Source organism: Mesorhizobium oxytropidicola (assembly GCF_056174625.1).
In genome coordinates, this window is the sequence record NZ_CM149692.1 from 3,060,390 (window position 1) to 3,082,758 (window position 22,369).

General features: G+C 63.9%; 19 protein-coding genes and 4 pseudogenes. 11 read left to right on the forward strand and 12 right to left on the reverse strand.

The features are described from left to right. Nucleotides 1-114: 114 nt before the first annotated feature. Genes AC0V8S_RS15295 through AC0V8S_RS15305 form a run of 3 tightly spaced genes read left to right on the forward strand, consistent with a single transcriptional unit; the run spans nt 115 to nt 1,870 of the window. A complete protein-coding gene (locus AC0V8S_RS15295) occupies nt 115-594 on the forward strand; it encodes a carboxymuconolactone decarboxylase family protein (RefSeq protein ID WP_475438204.1) in 480 nt (159 codons plus the stop codon). Nucleotides 595-647: 53 nt separating this feature from the next. Beyond that, a complete protein-coding gene (locus AC0V8S_RS15300) occupies nt 648-1,400 on the forward strand; it encodes an SDR family oxidoreductase (RefSeq protein ID WP_475438205.1) in 753 nt (250 codons plus the stop codon). 41 nt (nt 1,401-1,441) lie between these two features. After that, complete coding sequence (locus AC0V8S_RS15305) at nt 1,442-1,870, forward strand: cupin domain-containing protein (RefSeq protein ID WP_475438206.1); 429 nt, start codon at nt 1,442-1,444, stop codon at nt 1,868-1,870. 108 nt (nt 1,871-1,978) lie between these two features. On the opposite strand, the gene AC0V8S_RS15310 is transcribed toward AC0V8S_RS15305, so the two are convergent. Then, nucleotides 1,979-2,467 (reverse strand): RrF2 family transcriptional regulator, encoded by a 489-nt coding sequence (locus tag AC0V8S_RS15310; RefSeq protein WP_475438207.1) that lies wholly within the window; start codon nt 2,465-2,467, stop codon nt 1,979-1,981. Nucleotides 2,468-2,568: 101 nt separating this feature from the next. Beyond that, nucleotides 2,569-3,198: a glutathione S-transferase family protein gene (locus AC0V8S_RS15315; RefSeq protein ID WP_475438208.1), complete on the reverse strand. Its 630-nt coding sequence runs from the start codon at nt 3,196-3,198 to the stop codon at nt 2,569-2,571. Nucleotides 3,199-3,370: 172 nt separating this feature from the next. Here AC0V8S_RS15315 and AC0V8S_RS15320 point away from each other — a divergent pair, with 172 nt between their 5' ends. After that, nucleotides 3,371-4,069, forward strand: a complete 699-nt coding sequence (locus AC0V8S_RS15320) for an SDR family NAD(P)-dependent oxidoreductase (protein WP_475438209.1) — start codon at nt 3,371-3,373, stop codon at nt 4,067-4,069. Between the two features lie 26 nt (nt 4,070-4,095). After that, nucleotides 4,096-4,725, forward strand: a complete 630-nt coding sequence (locus AC0V8S_RS15325) for an NADPH-dependent F420 reductase (RefSeq protein WP_475438210.1) — start codon at nt 4,096-4,098, stop codon at nt 4,723-4,725. 156 nt (nt 4,726-4,881) lie between these two features. Here AC0V8S_RS15325 and AC0V8S_RS15330 read toward each other — a convergent pair whose 3' ends face one another. Further along, on the reverse strand, nt 4,882-5,223 hold the full coding sequence (locus tag AC0V8S_RS15330; RefSeq protein ID WP_475438211.1) for a hypothetical protein: 342 nt from the start codon (nt 5,221-5,223) through the stop codon (nt 4,882-4,884). A gap of 27 nt (nt 5,224-5,250) precedes the next feature. Beyond that, nucleotides 5,251-5,538, reverse strand: a complete 288-nt coding sequence (locus AC0V8S_RS15335) for a hypothetical protein (protein WP_475438212.1) — start codon at nt 5,536-5,538, stop codon at nt 5,251-5,253. A gap of 491 nt (nt 5,539-6,029) precedes the next feature. On the opposite strand from AC0V8S_RS15335, the gene AC0V8S_RS15340 reads away from it, so the two are divergent. Further along, the gene (locus AC0V8S_RS15340) at nt 6,030-7,652 is read left to right on the forward strand and encodes an ABC-F family ATP-binding cassette domain-containing protein (protein WP_027052319.1); all 1,623 of its coding nucleotides are present in this window, start codon (nt 6,030-6,032) and stop codon (nt 7,650-7,652) included. 71 nt (nt 7,653-7,723) lie between these two features. On the opposite strand, the gene AC0V8S_RS15345 is transcribed toward AC0V8S_RS15340, so the two are convergent. Continuing rightward, a complete protein-coding gene (locus AC0V8S_RS15345) occupies nt 7,724-8,164 on the reverse strand; it encodes a lipid-binding SYLF domain-containing protein (protein ID WP_096448255.1) in 441 nt (146 codons plus the stop codon). A gap of 251 nt (nt 8,165-8,415) precedes the next feature. Between AC0V8S_RS15345 and AC0V8S_RS15350 the strand changes: the two genes are divergently transcribed. After that, nucleotides 8,416-8,766, forward strand: coding sequence for a hypothetical protein (locus tag AC0V8S_RS15350; RefSeq protein WP_475438213.1), 351 nt, complete (start codon nt 8,416-8,418; stop codon nt 8,764-8,766). Between the two features lie 79 nt (nt 8,767-8,845). After that, nucleotides 8,846-9,746, forward strand: a pseudogene (locus AC0V8S_RS15355) (translation factor GTPase family protein); the annotation flags it as partial. Between the two features lie 58 nt (nt 9,747-9,804). On the opposite strand, the gene AC0V8S_RS15360 reads toward AC0V8S_RS15355, so the two are convergent. From AC0V8S_RS15360 to AC0V8S_RS15385, 6 genes and pseudogenes are all read right to left on the reverse strand, one after another. Beyond that, nucleotides 9,805-10,446 (reverse strand): glutathione S-transferase family protein, encoded by a 642-nt coding sequence (locus AC0V8S_RS15360; RefSeq protein ID WP_475438214.1) that lies wholly within the window; start codon nt 10,444-10,446, stop codon nt 9,805-9,807. Between the two features lie 730 nt (nt 10,447-11,176). Continuing rightward, nucleotides 11,177-12,724 (reverse strand): FAD-dependent monooxygenase, encoded by a 1,548-nt coding sequence (locus AC0V8S_RS15365; RefSeq protein WP_475438215.1) that lies wholly within the window; start codon nt 12,722-12,724, stop codon nt 11,177-11,179. Nucleotides 12,725-12,990: 266 nt separating this feature from the next. Beyond that, nucleotides 12,991-14,214, reverse strand: coding sequence for a putative bifunctional diguanylate cyclase/phosphodiesterase (locus tag AC0V8S_RS15370; RefSeq protein WP_475438216.1), 1,224 nt, complete (start codon nt 14,212-14,214; stop codon nt 12,991-12,993). Nucleotides 14,215-14,446: 232 nt separating this feature from the next. After that, nucleotides 14,447-14,764 (reverse strand): annotated as a pseudogene (locus tag AC0V8S_RS15375) (PAS domain-containing protein); the annotation flags it as partial. Further along, nucleotides 14,679-15,365 (reverse strand): CHASE domain-containing protein, encoded by a 687-nt coding sequence (locus AC0V8S_RS15380; protein ID WP_475438217.1) that lies wholly within the window; start codon nt 15,363-15,365, stop codon nt 14,679-14,681. The pseudogene AC0V8S_RS15375 and the gene AC0V8S_RS15380, both read right to left, overlap by 86 nt. Nucleotides 15,366-15,902: 537 nt before the next feature. Next, complete coding sequence (locus AC0V8S_RS15385) at nt 15,903-17,453, reverse strand: winged helix-turn-helix domain-containing protein (protein ID WP_475438218.1); 1,551 nt, start codon at nt 17,451-17,453, stop codon at nt 15,903-15,905. 48 nt (nt 17,454-17,501) lie between these two features. On the opposite strand from AC0V8S_RS15385, the pseudogene AC0V8S_RS15390 reads away from it, so the two are divergent. The 3 genes and pseudogenes from AC0V8S_RS15390 to AC0V8S_RS15400 all read left to right on the forward strand — a co-directional run. Further along, nucleotides 17,502-18,340: pseudogene (locus tag AC0V8S_RS15390) on the forward strand (alpha/beta fold hydrolase). A gap of 497 nt (nt 18,341-18,837) precedes the next feature. Beyond that, nucleotides 18,838-19,287 carry a hypothetical protein gene (locus AC0V8S_RS15395; protein ID WP_143748297.1) on the forward strand — a complete coding sequence of 150 codons (450 nt, stop codon included), beginning with the start codon at nt 18,838-18,840 and terminating at the stop codon, nt 19,285-19,287. A 152-nt stretch (nt 19,288-19,439) separates the two neighbouring features. Further along, nucleotides 19,440-20,333: pseudogene (locus AC0V8S_RS15400) on the forward strand (GlxA family transcriptional regulator); the annotation flags it as partial. 108 nt (nt 20,334-20,441) lie between these two features. Here the strand turns inward: AC0V8S_RS15400 and htpG are convergent. After that, nucleotides 20,442-22,328, reverse strand: a complete 1,887-nt coding sequence (gene htpG / locus AC0V8S_RS15405; RefSeq protein ID WP_475438219.1) for a molecular chaperone HtpG — start codon at nt 22,326-22,328, stop codon at nt 20,442-20,444. Nucleotides 22,329-22,369: the final 41 nt, after the last annotated feature.

The following is a 22,369-nucleotide window of genomic DNA, read 5'->3' on the forward strand; positions in this document are numbered from 1 at the left end:
CTTTTCGACATAAGCCTTATGTCCGCATCCTAGGCGGGTGGCGCTTTACTGTCCAGCTATTATGGATATTAAATATCCTTAAGGACACAAGATATCCTCAAAACGGGAAAAGCCATGACACAACGCCTCAACGCCGCGCAGCAATCGCCTGAATTGTTCAAGAAGCTCATCGATCTCAGCATGGCCGAGACACATGGCGCCATCGAAGAGAAGATCCGCGATCTGGTCCACATCCGGGCCTCGCAGATCAATGGCTGCGCCTTCTGCCTCGACATGCATGTCAAGGAAGCAAAGATCCACGGCGAGAGCGAGCTGCGGCTCCATCACGTCGCCGTCTGGCGGGAATCGACCCTTTTCATTCCGCGTGAACGTGCCGCCCTTGCTTGGACCGAAGCCATCACGAAGCTCCCCGAAGGTGGTATCCCGGACGAGCTCTACGAGCGCGTGCGCGGGCAGCTTTCGGAAAAGGAAATGTCCGACCTCACCTTCTCGGTCATGTCCATCAACGCCTGGAACCGCGTCAACGTCGCCTTCAGGACCGTGCCGGGCTCCGCGGACAAGGCTTATGGCCTCGACAAGGCCGGCCTGAACTAAACCTTTCCTCGGCCCATCAATCGAAGCGGCGCGACCGCAAACGGAGACATCTTATGAAAATCGTCATCATCGGAGGCACCGGTCTCATCGGTTCCAAGACCACCGAACGCCTGCGCAAGCAGGGCAACGAGGTGATTGCGGCCGCGCCGAATACCGGCGTCAACACCATCACAGGCGAAGGCCTGCGGGAAGCGCTCGAAGGCGCGGAGGTCGTGATCGACCTCGCCAACTCACCCTCCTTCGAGGACAAGGCGGCGATGGACTTCTTCGAGACGTCGGGCCGCAACCTGCTCGCTGCGGACAAGGTCGCCGGCGTCAAGCACCATATCGCACTCTCGGTTGTCGGCACCGAACGCCTGCAGGACTGCGGCTATTTCCGCGCCAAGCTCGCCCAGGAGAATCTGATCAAGGCTTCCGGCATTCCCTACACAATCGTGCATTCCACGCAGTTCATGGAATTCCTGGCCGGCATCGCCAAGTCGGGGACGGTTGGCGAGGCCGTGCATCTGTCGCCGGCCTATGTGCAGCCCATCGCATCCGACGACGTCGCCGACGTGATGGCCGGGGTCGCGCTCGCCGCGCCGATCAACGGCATGATCGAGATTTCGGGTCCCGAGCGTGTGCGCATGAGCGAACTCGTTGCCCGCTACCTCAAGGCAGTCGGCGATCCCCGCGAGGTCGTGGCCGATCCGGAGGCGCTCTACTTCGGCGCGCGGCTCAACGACACGTCGCTGGTCTCCGACAACGATCCCCGCCTTGGCCGGATCACCTTCGAACAGTGGTTCGCCGCCTCGGCGCGGAAATGACCGGCAGGCGCGGCCATCGCTCAACCCACTGGAGTTTTCAAATGATCAAGTCAATCGCCGCCGCTCTCGTCGTGACGGCAGCACTGGCCGGCCCGGCCGGAGCCACAGGGGCCCATCATGCGGGCGAGAAGGCGGCCAAGGTCACCCTCGTCTATGAGCATGAACTGCCGAATGTTCCGGGCAAAAGCATTAGGGGTATTCTGGTCGAGTATGGCCCCGGCGGCACCTCGCCGGCGCATACGCATCCAAGCTCCGCCTTCATCTACGCGACGGTCCTGGAAGGCTCCATCCGCAGCCAGGTCAATGACGGCCCGGTCAAGGTCTACAAGGCCGGCGAGAGCTTCTCGGAGATGCCGGGCGATCGCCACAGCGTGAGCGAGAACGGCAGCAAGACGAAGCCCGCAAAGCTGCTGGCGGTGTTCGTGGTCGATACCGCTCAGAAAGAACTGACCTATCCGGCCAAGAAGTAGGCTGAAAGGGCCGGACGCCTTGCTGGCGTCCGGCCGTTCCTGTGAACCCGGATCATGCCGGGTTCTATCCGCGACGAGAGGCCAGTCGCGCGCCGCTACCGGGCATGGTCATCCGGCACGCTCCAGCACCCATTCGAAGCTGCTTTTCCAAAGGTCCGCCGGAATGTCGAGGGCCAGCGCTTCAGTGAGGTCGGAAAGCCTGACGGCGCGCAATTTTTCACGCCAGGCCTCGTCGGCTTCCCACATGATGCGCGCCACCGGGCAAGGGCCGCTTTCGCAATAGCCCTGGGGACGACACGGATTGTTCTCGCGGATATTGTTGCAAACAAACGTCCGCGCCTTGCTCTCTACGGCTTCCACGATGTCGAGGAAAGTCAGCTCGGCCGGTGGCCGCGCCAACCGGTATCCACCTGACGGACCCAGCGTCGTATCGACCAGTCCCGCCTGCGACAGGCTTTGCAGTGCCTTGGAAAGGTACTCCTTGGGAAGGCCGTGGAACTCGGCAAGCGCTTTTGTGGAGAGATAGCGCCCCTCGGGCAGGCCGGCGAGGATGGCGCAGCAGTGCAGCGCCCATTCGACTTGGCTTTTCAGGATCATCCACGGATTCCGGCCGACCGAACTCTATTAAGGATATGAAATATCCCTATTCTCCCGCAGTGTAAACAGACAGGTTCTGGCGCGTGGGATTGAGCCAGTTCTCAGGCGCCTGAGTGCGGATCGATGCTGTAGGGGTGGACGGGATAGCCCTCGCCGATAGCGTGGCGCACGCGGCCGGTCCAGGCGAGGAATGCCGGGTAGTCCGTTGGAGAAAAGCCACAATCCCCGGCGCGGTGGCTGTAGGCATAGACGGCGATGTCGGCGATGGTGAGGTCGTTTCCGGTGAGGAACGGCGTCTCGCCAAGGCTGCGGTTCAGGACGGCGAGTGTGCGGGCGCCGGCGTCGCGCTTGCCGGCAACCATGGCCTGGTTGCGCTCGAGCCGCCCGGTCAAGGTCCAGAAACGCAACGAGCCGATGACAGGCTCGACATTGTACTGTTCGAAGAACAGCCACTGAATGATCTTGGCGCGCCGGTAGCGATCCGCCGGCAGCTGGGGCGTGCCTTCGGCGAGGTAGGTGAGGATCGCATTGGATTCGGCGATGGCGCCGCCGTCTTCGAGCTGAAGCACGGGAACAGCACCGGCCGGGTTGAGCGCAAGGAAGGCATCGGTGTGGCTCTCGCCCTCGAAAATCGAGACGATGCGGGTCTCGTAAGGGATCTCCAGCAGGCCGAGCAGGACCCGGACTTTCCAGCCATTCTGCGATGGCAGATAATCGTGAAGCGTGAGCATGGACCGTCCTCGTGATGGCTGGACGATCGCATGGCGCGATGCCGGACGACACCCGATTCCTGCGCAATCAATTCATGCATTCCATCGCGCAATGATTGCGATCTCCACCGCCTAATAAATCAATTCCGCCTATGCCATCTTCCCCCGAGACGACAAACTGAGGCATCCCTCAATGACCACGCATCCCAACAAAGTCGCCCTCATAACCGGCGCCAATCGCGGCATCGGGCTGGAGACCGGCCGCCAGCTGGCGAAACTCGGCTTCACCGTGCTGCTCGGCGTGCGCGATCTCGCCAAGGGCGAGGCGGTGGCGAAAGGGCTCGATGGCCATGTCGAGGCGATCGCGCTCGATGTCGCTGCACCGGAGGCCGCAGCGAGGGCAGCCGAAGAGGTGCAGCGCCGGTTCGGCCGGCTCGACGTGCTGATCAACAATGCCGCCATCCACTACGACAGCGGCTCGCGCGCCTTGCAGCCCGACTGGACCGTCATCCGCGAGGCATTCGAGACCAATGTCTTCGGCGCCTGGCGGGTGGCGGCCGCCTTCGCGCCGCTGCTCAGCGCGGGCGGGCATGGCCGGCTGGTCAACGTCTCTTCCGAAGGCGGTTCGCTGGCCTCGATGGGGGCAGGCGCCCCGGCCTATTCGACATCGAAGGCGGCGCTCAATGCGCTGACCTGCGTGCTGGCGGCGGAACTGCGCGGCGCCGGCGTGCTGGTCAACGCGATCTGCCCGGGCTGGGTCGCCACCGACATGGGCGGGCCGGGCGGACGCCCGGTGGCGCAAGGGGCGGCCGGCATCGTGTGGGCCGCGACCTTGCCGGATGATGGCCCGACCGGCGGCTTTTTCCGCGACGGCAAAAGGCTGCCGTGGTGAGCGTGACTGTCAAGCAGGAGGCGACGATGAGGATAGGCATTCTGGGCGCCGGCATGATCGGCGGCACGGTCGGGCGGCTGTGGGCGCAGGCCGGACATGAGGTGAGTTTCGGTGTCAGGCATCCCGAGCGGCTGCGCTCGATGCTTTCCGGATTTGGCGGCAAGGCCACTGCGGGCTCTGTCCACGATGCCGTTGCCGGCGCGGACGCCGTGCTGGCGGCCATCCCGTTTCGGGCCTGGCCCGATGTCGCGGCCGAGATCGCGGCAGCACTCGGCGACAAGGTGCTGCTCGACGCCACGGTACCCGACCCGCCGCGCGACGGCGCCTTCGGCGACGCAGCGCTTGCCCGCAAGGACGGCGTGGTCTTTTCCGTCACACCGCTCCTGCCGCGCGCGAAACTTGTTCGCGCCTTCAGCACGGTGATGTGGACGACGCTGCAATCGCAGGCGCATCGCGCCGGCGACAGGATCGGCATTCCACTTGCCGGCGATGACGAAGAGGCTGTCGCCCTGGCCGTGCGGCTGGTGAGCGACGCCGGCTTCGATCCGGTCGTGGTCGGGCCGCTGTCGCAGGCCAGGCGCTTCGATCCTGGCACCTCAGTCTTCGACAGCGGCATGAGCGGGCGGGAGGTTCGGGCGGCGCTCGGCGAGGCTTGAGGCGGTTCACGATCTGAATCGTGGAATTGCTGTATGCGCCTGTTTTCGCGCACTTTCAGCTAGGCAGTCTCGCCATTTGCACACAGAAAAAGCCGCCCTCGCTTTCTAGCGAGTGGCGGCCTTTTCCCGGGAGGAAGTCAGAAAGAAAGTTAGCGATCAAGCCGCCTTGGCGTGCTTGTGACCGTGCTTCTTGTGGGTGCGCTTGTGGTGGTGCTTCCTGGCGACGTGCATGTGGCCGTGCCTCTTGCCCGCGTGCCGGTGAGCGTGCTTGCGCACATGCCCGTGGTGCTTCTTGTGGTGCCGGTGACGCTTGTGCGCGGGCGCCTTGACCAGCGTCTTCGCCGCGTCCACGGCAGCCGGAGCCGCCGGAGCGGTTGCGGCCGTCGTCGCCGGAGCGGTCGTCGTGGTCGTGGACGCCGCATTAGCGGTGCCGACAACCGGCATTGCCAGACCGAGGGCGATGGCGAGACCGAGGGCGGAGAGGAGGGGCTTGTTCATGATGGGCTTTTCCTTTGATGACTGCTGTCACTGGTCCAGGTCGACCGGTGTCACTCCAAGAAGTTTCAGGGCGTTGGCGTAGGTCCGGATGCCTTGCGCCTGCTTGCGCTCGGCACAGAACCGGTTCGCCTTGTCCTGCAGTGCCGTTGCCTGCGCGATCTGGCTCGCACTGGCACCGGGTTCGGCTTTCGTCCGGATGGCTCCGTCGAGTTGAAGACCGAGCCGGCTGCAATATTCGCTCCGGGTAACCGCCGCCTCCGCGCCCGACTGCGCGACCGCAAGCATGGCGAGCGAAATGCCGGTCAGGGCAGCCATCCATCCGGTTGAACGTCGTTGCATTGTCGGGACCATCCCTTTGCGTTGATGTGGCGACCGCTGTTCGGTTGCTACGAGGATGGTTATCGCAGACGATCTTTTCGCCAGTTTTTCCCGCATGTTGAATCTTGTTTCTGAAGTGTGTCTGGAGCTTTTTTCCTTCTCCCCTTGTGGGGTGAGAAGCGGTCCGCACAGCGGACGAAAAGCCAATTGCTTGGCTTTTCGAGCTTCGAACGCCCTGAGCCATGCGAAGGGCCGGGGGTGGCCGATCCACCTGCCGGGTCCCCGCTTCTTCGCAGCGTCCCGGCGTTCGCCGGCCTTTCATCGTGCCACTGGCACGATGAATTCGCTTCGCGAACCGGCTGCTCACCCCACAAGGGGGAAGGAAGGGCGCACCGCCTGCTGCGGCGCTTGCGCCTCTTCCTCTGGCGGCCGCCATCGCGTATGGCCCCGGGGAAAATCCTCCCAAGTTCCAATTCGCCGGAAACCGCATGATCAGACTTGAAAGCATCAGCAAGCAGAACGGCCGTCAGCTTGTCTTCATCGAGGCGTCGGCTTCCCTGCAGAAGGGCGAGAAGGTCGGCCTTGTCGGGCCGAACGGCGCCGGCAAGACGACTTTGTTTCGCATGATCACCAGCCAGGAGCAGCCCGACGAAGGCCAGGTCCAGGTCGATCGTGGCGTCACCATCGGCTATTTCAGCCAGGATGTCGGCGACATGGCGGGCCATAGCGCTGTCGCCGAAGTGATGAACGGCGCTGGGCCGGTGAGCGATGTGGCGGCCGAGATGGCGGAACTGGAGGCGGCGATGGCCGATCCCGACCAGGCCGACCGGATGGACGAGATCATCGAGAAATATGGCGAGGCGCAGCATCGCTTCGAGGAACTCGACGGCTATGCGCTGGACGGCCGGGCGCGTGAGGTGCTCGATGGTCTCGGCTTCAGCCAGGAGATGATGGACGGCGATGTCGGCAAGCTGTCGGGCGGCTGGAAGATGCGCGTGGCGCTGGCCCGCATCCTTCTGATGCGGCCCGATGTCATGCTGCTCGACGAACCGTCCAACCATCTCGATTTGGAAAGCCTGATCTGGCTGGAGCAGTTTTTGAAGGGCTATGACGGCGCGCTGCTGATGACGTCGCACGACCGCGAGTTCATGAACCGCATCGTCAACAAGATCGTCGAGATCGATGCCGGTTCGCTCACCGCCTATTCCGGCAATTACGAATTCTACCAGCAGCAGCGGGCGATCGCCGACAAGCAGCAGCAGGCGCAGTTCGAGCGCCAGCAGGCGATGCTGGCCAAGGAGATCGCCTTCATCGAGCGCTTCAAGGCGCGCGCGTCGCATGCGGCCCAGGTGCAGAGCCGGGTGAAGAAGCTCGACAAGATCGACCGCGTCGAGCCGCCCAAGCGCCGCCAGATCGTGAATTTCGAGTTCCAGCCGGCGCCGCGCTGCGGCGAGGATGTCGTGACCTTGAAGAACGTGCACAAGGCCTATGGCAGTCGCAGCATCTATGAGGGGCTCGACTTCCAGGTCCGCCGCCGCGAGCGCTGGTGCATCATGGGCGTCAACGGCGCCGGCAAGTCGACACTGCTCAAGCTGGTGGCGGGCGCGTCCGATCCCGATACCGGCACGGTGGCGCGGGGACCGAGCGTGAAAATGGGCTATTTCGCCCAGCACGCCATGGAGCTGCTCGAAGGCGAGCGCACCGTGTTCCAGACGCTGGAAGACAATTTCCCGCAGGCCGGCCAGGCGCCGCTCAGGGCGCTTGCCGGCTGCTTCGGCTTTTCCGGCGACGAGATCGAGAAGAAATGCCGGGTGCTGTCAGGCGGCGAGAAGGCGCGGCTGGTGATGGCGCTGATGCTGTTCGACCCGCCCAACCTCTTGGTGCTGGACGAGCCGACCAACCACCTCGACATCGCTACCAAGCAGATGCTGATCGAGGCGCTGTCGCAATATGAAGGCACCATGCTGTTCGTCTCGCACGACCGGCATTTCCTGGCGGCACTGTCGAACCGCGTGCTGGAACTGACGCCCGAAGGCATCCACACCTATGGCGGCGGCTATACGGAATATGTCGAGCGCACGGGGCAGGAAGCGCCGGGGCTGAGGAGCTGACAACAAGGGCGGTCGTCGAGCTGACGCCGCCCTCTTTGGTGTCCAGCGTGCCCCCGAAAGGGCGGAGGCCATTACTTCAGCGAGATGGCAAAGCCGCTGAGATCGGCGTTGACCTGCAGGCCAACCTGCTTGCCGGTGAGTTCGAGCTGGGCACCCTTGTCGTTTGTCATGACGATTACCTGGGCGCCCTTGCCGATCGTGCCGCCGCCACCCGCCGCGCCATAGACCCCCGTCACATCGCGGGCGCGCCTGATATGGCGCACCGTGCCGTGGAAATAGGTCTTGGAAACGCCGAAGGCGAGGCCGCCCGAAACGGCGCCGATGGAGATCGGATAAGACTTACCGTGGAAGGTGAACGTGCCTTCGCCGCCGGAGCCGCCGACGAAGAAGGCCGCCTTGTAAACGGCGAAACGGATCGTGCCGCTGTCGGCGTGTGCTGCGCTGGCAAAGCCAATGCCGGCAGTGGCGATGGCGGCAACCGCGATGGAACGAAAACTGGACGAAATCTTCATATGAGAACTCCTCAAGGTCGCCGCGTGCCCAACCGGCTGGGCGTGTCAGCGCTGTGTCAAAGTTACAACTGAACAGTCTCGCCTGTCATTTGGTTCCCGGCACACAGCCCGAATCTGGCTTCGGGAAGATCGACATGAAGCGAGGCCTATGGCAAGCGCAGGGGCGGGACATCGCGGATACGTGATTGGCATGGCGGGGACGCCGGCCAGGTCTGCGGAGACCGGGAAGGGCTTCAGAGATGAGAATTGCGATGCGCATTGCAATGTCCACATTGGCCGCGACGGTGGCGGGATGCGCGACCTCTCCGGTCGACTACGGCGCGTCGCTGTCTCCGCAGGACCCAAAATGGGTGTCGCCGCAATGCCAGCAGGCGCGGGCGGCTGCTTCGGACTACGCGGTTCGCGAGAAACAGCATCCGGGTTGGGAATTCGCGGCACTTGGCCCGTATGGGCTGGGCATCATAGCGGCCACCAAGGAGGCCGAGCAGAAGCATCGGAAGTTCTACGCCCGCAACGTGCACCTGCAATGCTCGAGCCTGCCGCTGCCCAAGGAATTGCAGGGTGATCTGAACCCGGCGGTCGCAAAGGCGAAGTATCCGTAGCCGTCTCGCCTGGGCAGGGAGGCGGCTGTTGACAGCGCTGGTCCTCACCGTTGCGGACTTCTGGTCAACCTGCAACCATATCGTCATGGAAAAACCTGCCGCGCCATGGCCTTTGCTGCAAATCGCGATCGAGGCGAAATCGAGAGCCGATGAGGGGAAGCTGCGTATCGCCCTGTCGAGGCTGGCGGACGAGGATCCCTGGCTCCACGTCAGGTGGGACGAGGAATCCGGTCAGACGATCATCGCCTTCATTGGCGAAGTTGAACTCGAGGGCGTCATCGACCGCGTGCGCCGCGAGTTCAACGTCGATGTCAACGTCGGCGCTCCGCAGGTGGCCTATCGCGAGACGATCACCCGCAGCCATCAGCAGGACTACACCCACAAGAAGCTGTTCGGCGGCACGGGTCAGTTCGCCCGCGTCAAGATCACGTTCGAGCCGAACGCATACAATCCGGACTTGGTGTTCGCGTCCAGGATCCCCGGCGGTGCGATTCCGGGCGACTATGTGGCGGGGGTCGAAAAGGGGCTGCGCAGCGCCCTGTCGCAGGGGCCGTTCGCGGGCTTTCCGATGATCGGCGTCAAGGCGACGCTGGTGGACGGCGCCTGGCACGAGACCGAACTCTTCGGCACTGGCTTTCGAGGTTGCGGGCCGCGCCTGCTTTCGCGAAGCCGCGCCGCATCTCGGCGTGCAACTGCTCGAGCCGATCATGAAGGTCGAGGTGGCGACGCCGGCGGACTATGCCGGCAGCATCACCGGCGAACTGAAGAGCCGCCGTGGCCGGATCGGTGACCAGGAGACCCGCGACAGTGCAGTCGTCATCAACGCGATGGTGCCGCTCGTAAACATGTTCAAACTGGAGGACATACTCCGGTCGCGTTCGAACGGGCAGGCGCGCTTGAGCGCCTCCTATGCCCGATACGTTCCCGTTCCAGGGCCTGACGGCCGTGATCCGCCGCCCGCAGCGGCCGCGTTCGCCTGACGCCCGCTCACCGCCGCTGTGGTCGCGCCGAAGCGCTCAAGTTGCTGTCGGCTCAGCCTTATGATGAGGCGTTGATGGCAAATTGCGCGGCGAAAGCCCTGGCATAGGCAGGCCGCGCTTCCCCGCGCGCCACATAGGCGGCCAGATTTTGATATTCGTCCAGAATGCCTGACATTCTCAGGCGCAGCAGCACCGATACCATCAACAGATCGCCGGCACTGAACGCGCCATCGAGCCAGTCGGCGGCGCCCAAATGAGCCGAGAGCCTCTCCAGCCGCGCGCGAACACGGTCCTTTACCAGTGGCAGGCGTTCCTCGCTCCAGGACTTGTCAGCCTCGAATATTCTTGCCGTCGTCAACTCGAGGATCGGCGGCTCGACGGTGTTCAATGCGGCAAACATCCAGGTGATCGCGCGGGCGCGGGCATCGCGATCCCTGGGCAGCAGGCCGGCATGCTGCTCGGCAAGATGAAAGACGATCGAGCCGGTCTCGAACAGGCACAGAGAGCCTTCCTCATAGGTGGGGATCTGGCCGAAGGGATGGATGGCCAGATGGCCAGGCGCCTTCATCCCGGCAAAGGAAACAAGCCGAACCTCATAAGGCTGCCCCACCTCTTCGAGCGCCCAGCGAACGCGCGTATCGCGCGCCAGTCCCTTGCCGCCATCGGGCGAGCGTTCAAAGGCTGTGATGATGGGGGTCATGGGAGGCTCCGGGTGGTTGGTGGGGTGTGTCTGTGTTTTGCATCCAGAGGACGAACGGCGGGCGTCATACCCGACACCCTACCTTGTTTTTCAGTCACGGGAGGGTAGGGGCGGCGCCGAAGCTGCCCGATCTCCCCCCTCGTGGGGGAGATGTCCGGCAGGACAGAGGGGGGCGTGAAGGAACGCGGCTTTATCTCAGCTTGGGTTCCTCTCCCCCGTCGATCGGGGGAGAGGTGTCGAGCGAAGCTCGACGGAGTGGGGGTCGACCTGGCTCGGGCGTATTATTTCAGGCCGGGGCGATGCCCTCGCTTTGATGAGACCGTTTTATGAGTTGCCGGCGGCGGCGCGATTGACGAGCGGCTTCCCCCACTCCGTCGCTGCTTCGCAGCGCCACCTCTCCCCATGTATCCGGTTCAAACTGTTACCCATCTATCCGGTTCGGACAGGCGCCCTTCCTCTCCCTCCGGAGGGGGGAGAGGTGGCGCTGCGAAGCAGCGACGGAGTGGGGGAAGGCGGTTCTCAAAGTCACTGCCGCTAACAACTCGCCACGGAGCCTCAATCTGGCGAGGCATCGCCCCGGCTTGAAGTAACGATGGCCGAGCCAGGTCGACCCCCACTCCGTCGAGCTTCGCTCGACACCTCTCCCCCGATCGACGGGGGAGAGGAAGGGCGCGAGTTCGCCGCCCTTGGCGTCTTTCCTTTCCCTCCAGAGGGACCCACAAGGGGGAGATCACAGCGTCGCCGCCTCGCCTAACCACTTCGACGCGGCCTGAGCAGCCTCCTCAAGATCAGGCTCAGTATCGGCAGCCCAGGCGACGAAGCCATCCGGGCGCACGAGCAGGGCGCCCAGGCCGAGCCGCTCCCTGGCATTCTCGGCGACATAGCTGATCCGGCCGCGCCAGCGGCTGGCCAGCGCTTGCAGGGGAGGGTGGGCATCGAAGTCCAACAGCAGGCCTTGCCCGGTCCTCAAGCGTTCGCCGAGCCTCGTCCCGTCGGCCAGCTCGAAATCGGGCGCGCTGCGGCCGACCAGTGGGTGGCTGCCGCCGAGATCGTAGCGCAGCGACACGCCCCAGACGCGCTCGGCGAAATAGGTCGCGCCGTCGCGCGTGTCGATGAGATCGCGGATGATGGCTTCGAGCGCGCGTGAACTGCGGCTTGGCCGCATCAGCGCGACCTGGGCGCGCGACCAGTCGAGAACCTGTGCGCCTATCGGATGCCGTTCATCGAAATAGCTGTCGAGCAGGCCGGCCGGCGCGTCGCCGCGGATGGTGGCGGCAAGCTTCCAGCCGAGGTTCATCGCGTCGCCGAGCCCGAGATTGAGCCCCTGGCCGCCGAGCGGTGAATGGATGTGGGCGGCGTCGCCGGCAAGCAGCACCCGCTTGTTGCGGTAGGTGGTCGCCTGGTAGGCGCGATCGGTCCAGGTCGTGGCGAGGCGCAGCGCCGCCAAGGTGACGTCCGCGCCCGACACGCGGCGCAACACCGCCTGCACATGCTCCAGCGTGATCGGCTCTGTCCGGTGGAAAGCGGCCCCGTCGAACTCGACCATCGCGATGGTGCCGGGCCGGGAGTAGGTATACATGCCCGTCGGCGTGTAATGGCGGCCGGGGCTCAGCGTGTCGGGATCGGCCAACTCGACTTCGACGGAATAGCCGGTGAACTCGGCATCGGTGCCGGTGAAGGCAAAGCCGCCAAGCTTGCGAACCGCGCTGCGGCCGCCATCGCAACCGACGAGCCAGCGGGCGCGAAAAGTCTCGCCGCCGGCGCGGATGGTCACATCCTCGTGCGACTGGTCGAAACCGTCGACGCCGACGCCGCGCCTGATCTCGACGCCCATCGCGGTCGCGCGGGTGGCGAGCATGGTTTCCAACTGCTCCATCTCGACCGCCATGCTGTTGCCCGCCGGGCTTGGCAGGCGATAGGGCCATTTCGAGTTGTCGACGGCGTCGAGGTAGAACTGGATGCCGGCGAAATGGCCGCCCGGGCGGCGCGGCTGCTGCATCCAGTGCGCGTCGGCCAGCTTGCCGTCACCCGAGCCGTCCTTCGCGGGCGGCGGCGCAATGGCGTCCAGCAGGCCGCGGCGATGGAAGGCCTCGATGGTGGGCACGTTAAGGCCGCGCATGCCGAAGGGAAGCCGCTTCAGCGGCGAGCTGGGGTTCTCGGCCTTTTCCAGCACCAGCACGGAGAGGCCCGCCGAGCGCAATTCGCAAGCGAGAAACAGGCCGACCGGGCCGGCGCCGGAGATGATAACGTCATAGGAAATTGGGTGGTGGCTGTGCATGAACTACTCCTTGGTCGATGTGTTCGACCGGAGCGTTCCTCGAGTTTGAGAGCCACACGGACGAACGATTGGACGCTCGATCAGCGTCCGATGTTCGTCGTGGGGATCTCGTGCACGAAGCCAAAGACCAGAGCTCTCGTTACCGAGAGGAGTTGGGCTTACCAAACCAACTCTGCCTTTTCCGACAGCGGCTATATAGCGATGCGGCGATTGGTCTGCAACAGGCACGGCGGTGGCAAAGGGCAACGCTATCGACTAGGGGCCAACTACCCCGCGGCCAGCCATTTGCGCGACTGGGCGAAGGCCTTGAAGGCCTTGGCCTCCATGGGCCGGCCAAAAAGGTAGCCTTGCAAGATATCGCAGCCAAGTTCCTTGAGGATACGCGCGTGCTCCATCGTCTCGACGCCCTCGGCAACCACTTCGATGCCGAGCGATTTGCCGATCTCGATGATCGACGCCACAAGGTGCCGTTGCGCCATTGAACCGGCAATGGGTGTGATCAGTTGGCGGTCGATCTTGAGGCGACGCGGCCGCAGCTTGAGCAGCGAGACGATCGAGGCGTGGCCGGTGCCGAAATCGTCGATCTCGATGTCTATGCCGAGCTCCTTGATGTGGTCGATATTCCAGGTGACCAGATCGTCGTTTTCATCGAGGAAGATGGACTCCACCAGCTCGAACGACACGGTTCCCGCCTTGATGGCGAGCTTGCGCAGGCCCTCGATCAGGTCCTTGTCCTCCAGCCGCCTGGCAGAGACGTTGACCGACACGCGCGGGATGTTGAGATGACTGCGCGACCAGCGCTCGAAATTCTCCAGCGCGTGTTTGAGGACAATGCGGTCGATCAGCGCCACGACGTTGAGTTCGTCGGCCACCTTGAGGTAGGCGTCGGGGGCCAGAATACCCCTTCGCGGATGCTTCCAGCGCGACAACGCCTCGACGCCGACGATCTCAAGCGTGCTCGCGTCGAACTGCGGCTGATAGTAGGCGACGAATTCGTGCCGCTCCAGCCCGCCGAGAATCTCGTCGGCGATCTGCTTGGTCCGCACGATCTCGCTCTGCAATTCCTCGTTGAAGAATTCGTGGCGGTTGCGGCCACGGCTCTTCGCCCGGTAAAGCGCGAGATCGGCGTTGACCAGCAACTGCTTCACGTCGACGCCGCTGTTGGCCGCAATGCCGATGCTGACCCCGAAACGGCATGGATGGCCGCGATAATCGACCGGCTGGCGCATCTCCTCGATGATGCGGCCGGCAAGCGCCGAGAGCTGGTCGTCGTCAAGTCCACGGCTCACCACGACGAACTCGTCGCCGCCGATGCGCGCAACGAAATCGTCACGGCCCGCATTGGCCTTGATAACCTTGGAGGCATGCATCAGCATGGCATCGCCCGGCGGCGTGGCCGAGCGTGTCGTTGATCTGCTTGAAGCGGTCGAGGTCCAGATGCAGCAGTGCCGTGCGCCGGTCCGGTTCGCCGTTTTCGGCCAACAGCTCATCGAGATAGCGGCGGTTGGGAAGGCCGGTCAGCGAATCGTGCAGCGCCGCATACTCGATATGTGCCTTGGCGAGATTGAGCTCGGCGTTCTTCGATTCCGTCAACTGGCGCTCGCGAATGAGGTTTTCGTTGAGCAGCACGTCGCTGCTCACGTCCCATTCGGCGCCGATCAATTTGGGTGTGCCGCCGATGTCCTGGAAGTAGGTTGCGCGCGTGCGCACATGGCGGACGGTGCCGTCGGGGCGCAGGAGCCGGTATTGTGAAGAGTAGGGGCCTTTTCTGGCCGAGGCCGAATCAAAGTCCTGTCTTGCCCGCCCGAGATCTTCAGGATGGATCGCATGCGCCCAGTCATCATAGCCGCGCGGCTTGCCGTCGGCTGACTTGCCGTAGATCTCGTTGACGCGGTCATCCCACACCATTTCGTTGCTGGTGAGGTCATGTTCCCAGACGCCGATGCCGGAGGCTTCAAGTGCCAGCTCCAGGCGCCCGGACAGGCGCCTCAGCTCGGCGTAGTTTTTCTGCCTCTCGCCGAATAGCCGGCCGGCCACCATGATCGGCAGCACCACCAGCGCTCCGGCCAGCAACATCAGCGACCGCAAGGTCCACTCGTTCTTCGGAGCCGCCGGCCAGCCGCCCTTGGGAATGGCCGAAAATCTGCCAGGAGCCCGATGGCAGCTGCACGTCGGCCGATACGGGATTTCCGGCGATGACCTGGTCGCCACCGAAAAAGCGTTCGCCGCCGCCGCCCAGCGCATCCTTGCCCGTGAGCGCGACATCGATGTCGAGATCCGGATCGGTCAGCCCGCTCGCCGCGTAGAGCCGGTCGACATCGACAACCGCCGAGACGATGCCCCAGAAGCGGTCGCCGCCGCCTGCGGTCGGCACAAAGACCGGAATGCGGCCAATGAAGCCGCGCCCGCCCTGGGCAAGGTCGACCGGGCCGGCAAACACCAGCACCCGCTGGTCGCGTGCCCGCAGCGCTGCCGTGCGCTGCGCTTCGTTCTTGCGGTAATCGAGCCCGATCGCCTTCTCGTTGCCCTGCATCGGATACATCAACGAAATGACGAGGTCGGGCGCGCCGGCAATGTTGCGCAATTGCGATTTCTGTTCGAACAGATTGCGGGCCAGCGAGGCAAATCTTTGCTGGCCCATATAGGGGTTCGGTATCGATGGCCGAAACCAACCCCTGAACAAGCTGGAGATTGCCGTTTATATTGCCTTCGAGCTTGGCGCGAATGATGTTGACCTTGGCCAGCACGTCGGCGCGGGCCAGTTGATCGGAGACCCTTCTGTTTTGCTGGTCGGCAACGACGGCGCAGATCAGCAGCACGACAAAAGCGATCGCCGCCGGCAAGTTGGCGGTAGAAAAAATGGCCCGGCTCGCGCGGCCAAGACTGAATCTTGTTGTGGTCAATTCGACCCGGATAGCTGTCCTGAACAATAGCTCATCGGTCCAGCCTAGTAGCAAACGCTTAAATTTGCCCTTCCAGGTTGGCGGGAAGTTTCGGCATCCGCCTATGCGGGGCATTTCAACTTGCCGAGCGGAGTAGTGCTTAAACGACCGGCGTCGCCGGCACGTCCGGACGTGTCAGGGCCAGATACTCGACGAAGCGCCTATGTGGGTACTGGCTTTGCCGAGTCGGGATAAACTACCTCGCGTTTTCCCGATATCGATCACGTTCGAAGCGATCATGCCGGCAGGCCGGCCACCCGCATGGCGTCGGTCACCTCGCCGACAATCTCCGGCGCCAGCCCCACCGCCGCCGACCAGCCGCCAATCGTGAAGTGCGGGTCGAGGGCCATGAGCCGCGCGGCCGACGCCTTTGCCTCTTCGATCCGGCCGAGCCTGGCAAGCGGTGCGGCCAGCCATCCGTGCAGGATGCTGAAGCCGGGGTTCATTTCCACCGCCCGCCGGCCGGCAGCTATGGCCTGCTCATGCCGGCCGGCGAGAAAATTGCCGAAGCCGATCATGCCTTGCGGCACGCAGTTCATGGCGTCCAGAGGGCTCAGTCGTAACGCCTGCTCGCACCAGTCGATGGCGCGGGCCGCCTCGCCGCCATAGGCCACCGGCACGCAGCCGAACGTATAGACGAAGGCGCAGGACGCGCTGAGCGCCAGCGCTTGCGAAAACGCCTCGTCGGCCAGCCTGCGGTCATGCTCGACGAGACCGATGGTGAAGCCGGCCAGCGCCAGCGCCATGGCATCGCCCGAGCCGTGCTCGATCGCCGCATGGGCATGGCGGGACGCCTTCTCGCGGTGCTCCGCCAGCATGCCGCCGCGGATGAAAAGGGTTTGATGCGCCCAGGCGGCAAAGCCGTGGACGAGTGCATAGCTCGGTTCGATGGCCAGCGCCTGGTCGAGCAGCGGCAGACCCTTGGCGGCGCCCTGCGGCATGAAGGTGTAAACGTCGGGCAGCGCGCGTAGAAAAAGATCGTAGGCGTCGAGACTGTCGGGCCGCTTGCGCTTGACGCGCTCGATCTCGGCCCGGCGCAGATTGGGCTCGATGGCCGCGACCACGCTGATGGTGATCTCGTCCTGCAGCGCGAACACGTCGGTCAGCTCGCGGTCGTAGCGTTCGGCCCACAGATGGCTGCCGTCCTCGGCGTCGATGAGCTGGCCGGTGATGCGCACGCGGCTTCCCACCTTGCGCACGCTGCCTTCCAGCACATAGCGCACCCCGAGTTCGCGCCCGACCTGCTTCACATCCACCGCGCGGCCCTTGTAGGTGAAGGAGGAATTGCGCGCGATCACGAACAGCCAGCGGATGCGCGACAAGCCGGTGATGATGTCCTCGACCATGCCGTCGGCGAAATAGTCCTGATCCGCATCGCCGCTCAGGTTCACGAAGGGCAGCACGGCGATGGAGGGGCGGGCGGGAATACCGAGGCCAGGCTTCGCCTGCTCGACCGTTGCGTTCGCCTCGGCGCCGGCCTCCTCGCGCACCGTGCCGACGAAGCGAAAGCCCCGGCGCGGGAAGGTGCGGACGAGGCGCTGCTGCTCGCCATTGTCCTGCAGGGCGCTGCGTGCGGCGTTGACGCGGCTGGCCAGCGTGGCGTCGGAGACGATGCGTCCCTGCCAGACCGCATCGACCAGATCGTCCTTGCTGACCACCCGTTCGCGGTTGCGGATCAGATATTGCAGGAGGTCGAACACCTGCGGCTCGACGGAAATCAGGTCATTGCCGCGACGCAGTTCGCGCCGGTCGCCGTCCAGGGCGAAATCCTCGAAAAGATACGGCAAATTGCTGGCTCCGGAACGCGGCTTATAACGGCACTGGACACTGTAGCCGTGTCGTGGCCGCAAAATCAAAGCCATCTCAAGGGAAAATCAAGCGGTCCTGAAGGTCGCCTCAAAGCGGGCGCGGCGGCCGCGTCGCATAGTCCTCCTGCAACCAACGCAAACAACACTTTGAAACGGAGAACTCAAATGTCGAACAATGCAGCAAATTCCATCGTCCTCGTGCATGGCGGCTTCGTCGATGGCTCCGGCTGGGAAGGCGTCTACCACCAGCTCAAGAAGGACGGCTACGACGTCACCATCGTTCAGAACCCGACCACCTCGCTCGCCGACGATGTCGCGGTGACCAAGCGCGCCATCGCAGAGGCGAAGGGCGATGTCATCCTGGTCGGCCACTCCTATGGCGGCGTCGTGGTGTCGGAAGCCGGCACCGACCCCAAAGTGGCTGCTGTCGTCTATATCGCGGCTTTCGCGGCGGATGCCGGCGAGTCGGTCTCGACCCTGATCGCCAACCCGCCTCCCGGCGCTTCCGTGCCGCCGATCCTGCCGCCCGTCGACGGCTTCCTGATGCTCGACAAGGCCAAGTTCGCCGCTGCCTTCGCCGCCGATGTGCGTCCCTCGCTCGCTGCCTTCATGGCGGACTCGCAGGTTCCGTGGGCATTCCGGCGCTCGAAGGTAAGGTCACCAAGCCGGCCTGGAGGGTGAAGCCGAGCTGGTATCTCGTCGCCACCGACGATCATATGATCCCGCCGCCGGCACAGCGCCAGATGGCGACCCGGGCCGGCGCGACAACGGTCGAAGTGCCCGGCAGCCACGCGGTCTATGTCTCCGATCCCTCGGCTGTCGCCAAGATCATCGAACAGGCGGCGACGAGCGTCGGCAAGAAGTGAAGCGAGCCTGCCTCTGCTTTGAAGGACAGCCCGGACGTTGGTGCGTCCGGGCATTTGCTGTTTTGACCCGGAGACACTCTTCAGTTTAGCTTTAGGAAATGAAACTGGTATCCATATTTGGCTGCGAAGTTGAGTGGATAATAGATAGAATAATAGGTTGCGGGTTGGGCAAATGGATTTGATCAGTGACTAAGCGCGAGGATGATGGCCACAATGAGCATATGCGGACTTATCGCGGATATTTGAGGAGTCTAAATCGGCCCTTGGCGGAGGAATACATACGCCAGCAAAGGCCGAATGTATCCACAGCCATCGATGCGTTGGCCAAAGCTGTCCCCGTCGCTCAGGCTATTGCACAGCTTCACGAAGCAATTCGCCGTTCACCCGCGAGAAATTTCTGGCCGGTAATCCGCGAGACCAAGGGTGTGCTTCTCGTTCGACCGACTGACTCGGACCAAGATTGCCCTTGGCCGTGGAGGCGAACAAAAAGTGGCAATATGAGCTACAAACTGCCCGGCCATCTTCTGTTCTCACCTTGGCCACCAAATTTCCATCGCATGCTCCTGAGTTGCATGGGCGGACTTCAGCGAGTGATGGCCGATATCGATGACCTGGAAAGCAAGAGTGATTTTTCGATCACGTTCCTCCCTTATAGAATTTGGTCAGCAATGCTGCGACCAAAATTCCTCATTCCCGAGATCCAACTGTTTCAAAGGTTTGCCGTGCCGGACAGCATAGCGGCCCTGGATAGGTGGTCCAATGAACCCCAGCGTGGTTCGAATATTGCGCTACGGATTTCGCAAGGAGCGCTGGTCTACAACGACGGGTCAGATCGTTGCGAAATTGAAATTCCCGAGGCGCTGACCAAACCTCTCTTTGTCCCATCGGCGCCTCGACCGCTGGAATTGCACGTGGTCCGAGCCGGAGGGCGATCCTATGACCCTTAAAGCCGTGACGGCACGTGTCGAGGGAAGGCGCTATGGACTGCGTGGCCGGCAACAAGCAAGAAGTCCGATGCCGCTTTTGGCAAACACATCGTCCGGTGTTCCAGGATAATGTGCTGGCTGAATAAGCTTAAGACAGGCGGTTCCGGAAACAAATGGCAAGGCGGTTTGCGTTTCTCCTGGTTCGCGACTTCACGCTGTCGCCGCTGTCGCTGTTCATCGACACGCTGCGGCTGGCGGGCGATGAGGGCGACCGCAGCCGCAGGATCGAGTTCGACTGGGAGATCGTCGGCGAACGCGGCCTGCCGATCCGGGCAAGCTGCGGCGTCGAATTGCTGCCGACCAAAGGGATCGGCAATCCGGAGGATTTCGACAATGTCGTGGTGGTCGGCGGCCTGCTCGACACCAACCGCAGCCTGAGTTCCGACAAGGAGGCGTTCCTGTTGCGGGCCGCCGAGAAGGGTGTGCCGCTGACGGCGCTGTGCACGGGAAGCTTCGTGCTGGCGCGCTATGGCCTGCTCGACGGCTATAGCGCCGCCGTCAGCTGGTTCCACATCAAGGATTTCCGCAGCCAGTTCCCCGATGTCAACGCCCATGCCGACAGCCTGTTTTCCGTCGACCGTGGCCGCTCGACCTGCGCCGGCGGCACGGGTGCCGCCGACCTCGCCGGCTATTTCGTGTCCCAGTTCATCGGCCAGAAGGCGGCGGAAAAGGCCGCCAAGATCCTGGTGCTCGACCGGATCAGGAGCAGCCGCGACGTGCAGCCCGTCGGCGACCTGTTTCCAGCGGCGTCGAGCCGTGCGGTGAAGCGCGCGCTTCTCTTGATGGAAAGCAATCTGCAGGAGACGCTCTCGGTCAGCGAGATCGCGGACCGCCTGAACTGCTCGCGCCGCCAGCTCGAGCGTCTCTTCGGCACCGAGCTCGGCATCGGGCCGATGGCCGCCTATCTGGCGCTGAGAGTCCATCATGCCAAGTCGCTGCTGGAAGGCAGCGACCTGCAGATCGGCGACATCGCCTATCGCTGCGGCTTCACCAATGCCGGCCATTTCAGCCGCGTGTTCCGCCAGCAGACCGGCATCACGCCAACCCATCTCAGGCACCCCAACCGCATGCCGCCGGCGCGGCCGCGCAATGAAGCTCGGCCGCTAAGCGCGGCCTCAGCCCTTCGAGATGCCGCGCCCGATCAGCCGGGCAAGGCGCTGCGAAAACGCCCTGGCATCCGCCGGCTTGTCGCCGTCGAGCACGCGCGCCTCGTCGTAGAGAAGGTGCGCGGCGTCGTCCTTGAAGGACTGGTCCTCGTCGCCGAGGCCGGCAAGTGCCAGCACGCGTTCGTGGCGCGGGTTGATTTCGAGGATCGGCTTTGCCGCCTTGTCGAGGCGGCCAGCGGCGTTCATCAGCCGCTCGAACTGCCGGTCGGGGCCGTGCTCCGGAGCGACCAGGCAGACCGCGCTTTCGGTCAGGCGGTCGGAGGCCTTCACATCCGAGACGGCATCGCCGAGCGCTGATTTGACGAAAGCCAGGAAGCTGTCGACCTCAGGCGTTGCCGCCGCATCCGGCTTGTTGGCGTCGTCGAGCAGCGGGATATCGGACAGTTCAGCCACGCCCTGCGTGACCGACTTGAACGGCTTGCCGTCGAAGTCCGGCGCCATCGTCACCCAGAAACTGTCGACGGGGTCGGTGAGCAGCAGCACTTCGATGCCGCGCGCTTTAAAGCCTTCGAGCTGCGGCGAGGCTTCGAGCCGGGCGCGGTCGTCGCCAGCCATGAAGAAGATCGCCTTCTGGCCTTCCTTCATTGCGCCGACATAGTCGGCGAGGCCGCGCCAGCCTTCGCCTGATGTGGTCGAGTGGAAGCGGGCGAGCTTCAGCAATTGCTCGCGCCGCTCGTAATCCTCGTAGAGCCCTTCCTTGAGGACGACGCCGAAATTCTCCCAGATCTTGGTATATGCCTCGGCCTCGTTCTCGGCCAGCTTGGTCAGATCGCCGAGCACGCGGTTGGTCAGGCCCTTGCGGATGGAGGCCAGCAGTGGGCTTTCCTGGATCATCTCGCGCGAGACGTTGAGCGGCAGGTCGGCGGAATCGACCAGCCCGCGCACGAAACGCAGATAGCGCGGCAGAAGGTCGGCATCGTCGGTGATGAAGACGCGGCGCACATAGAGCTTCATGCGGCCCTTGCGGTCCTGGTCGAACAGATCGAACGGACGCGATCCCGGCACGAAGGCGAGCACCGAGTATTCCTGCCGGCCCTCGGCGCGGAAATGGATGGTGGCGGCCGGCTCATCATACTGGCCGGCGACGCTGCGGTAGAAGTCGGTGTATTCCTCGGGCTTGATCTCGCTCTTCGGCCGCACCCAAAGTGCCGTGCCGTCGGCGATGTCGCGCGCCTCGGCGCCGGGTTTTTCGATGAGCGTGATCGGCACCGGCACATGGCCCGACTGCGACTTGGCCAGTTGCTCGAGCCGGTAGGAGCCGGTGTAGGACACGGCGTCGTCCATGAGATGCAGCACGACACGGGTGCCGCGCTTCGGTGCGGCTTCGAGCGGGGCGGGCGCGATCTCGTAGGAACCCTTGCCGTCGGAGGACCAGCGCCAGGCCTCATCGCTGCCGGCCAGGCGGCTGATGACGTCGACCCGGTCGGCGACCATGAAGGCGGAGTAGAAGCCGACGCCGAACTGGCCGATGAGCTGCGTGTCTTCCGTGCCCGAGCCGACGCGCTCGATGAAGGCGCGTGTGCCCGAGCGTGCGATCGTGCCCAGCGCCTCGGCCATGTCGTCGCGGCTCATGCCGATGCCGTTGTCCTCGACGGTGATCTCTTTGTTGTCCGGATCAGCCGAAATCGAGATGCGCGGCTTGGGGTCGTCGCCCAGCAATTCAGGACGGCTGACGGCCTCGAAACGCAGCTTCTCGCAAGCGTCGGCGGCGTTGGAAATCAGCTCGCGCAGGAACACGTCCTTATCGGAATAGACCGAGTGCACCATCATGTGCAGCAGCCGCGAGACATCCGCCTCGAATGCCCTGGTTTCCGTCGCTTTCGTATCCGTCGTCATTCCGATTTTCCCATGCTGTTCATCCGCCCGCCGCGCCGGGG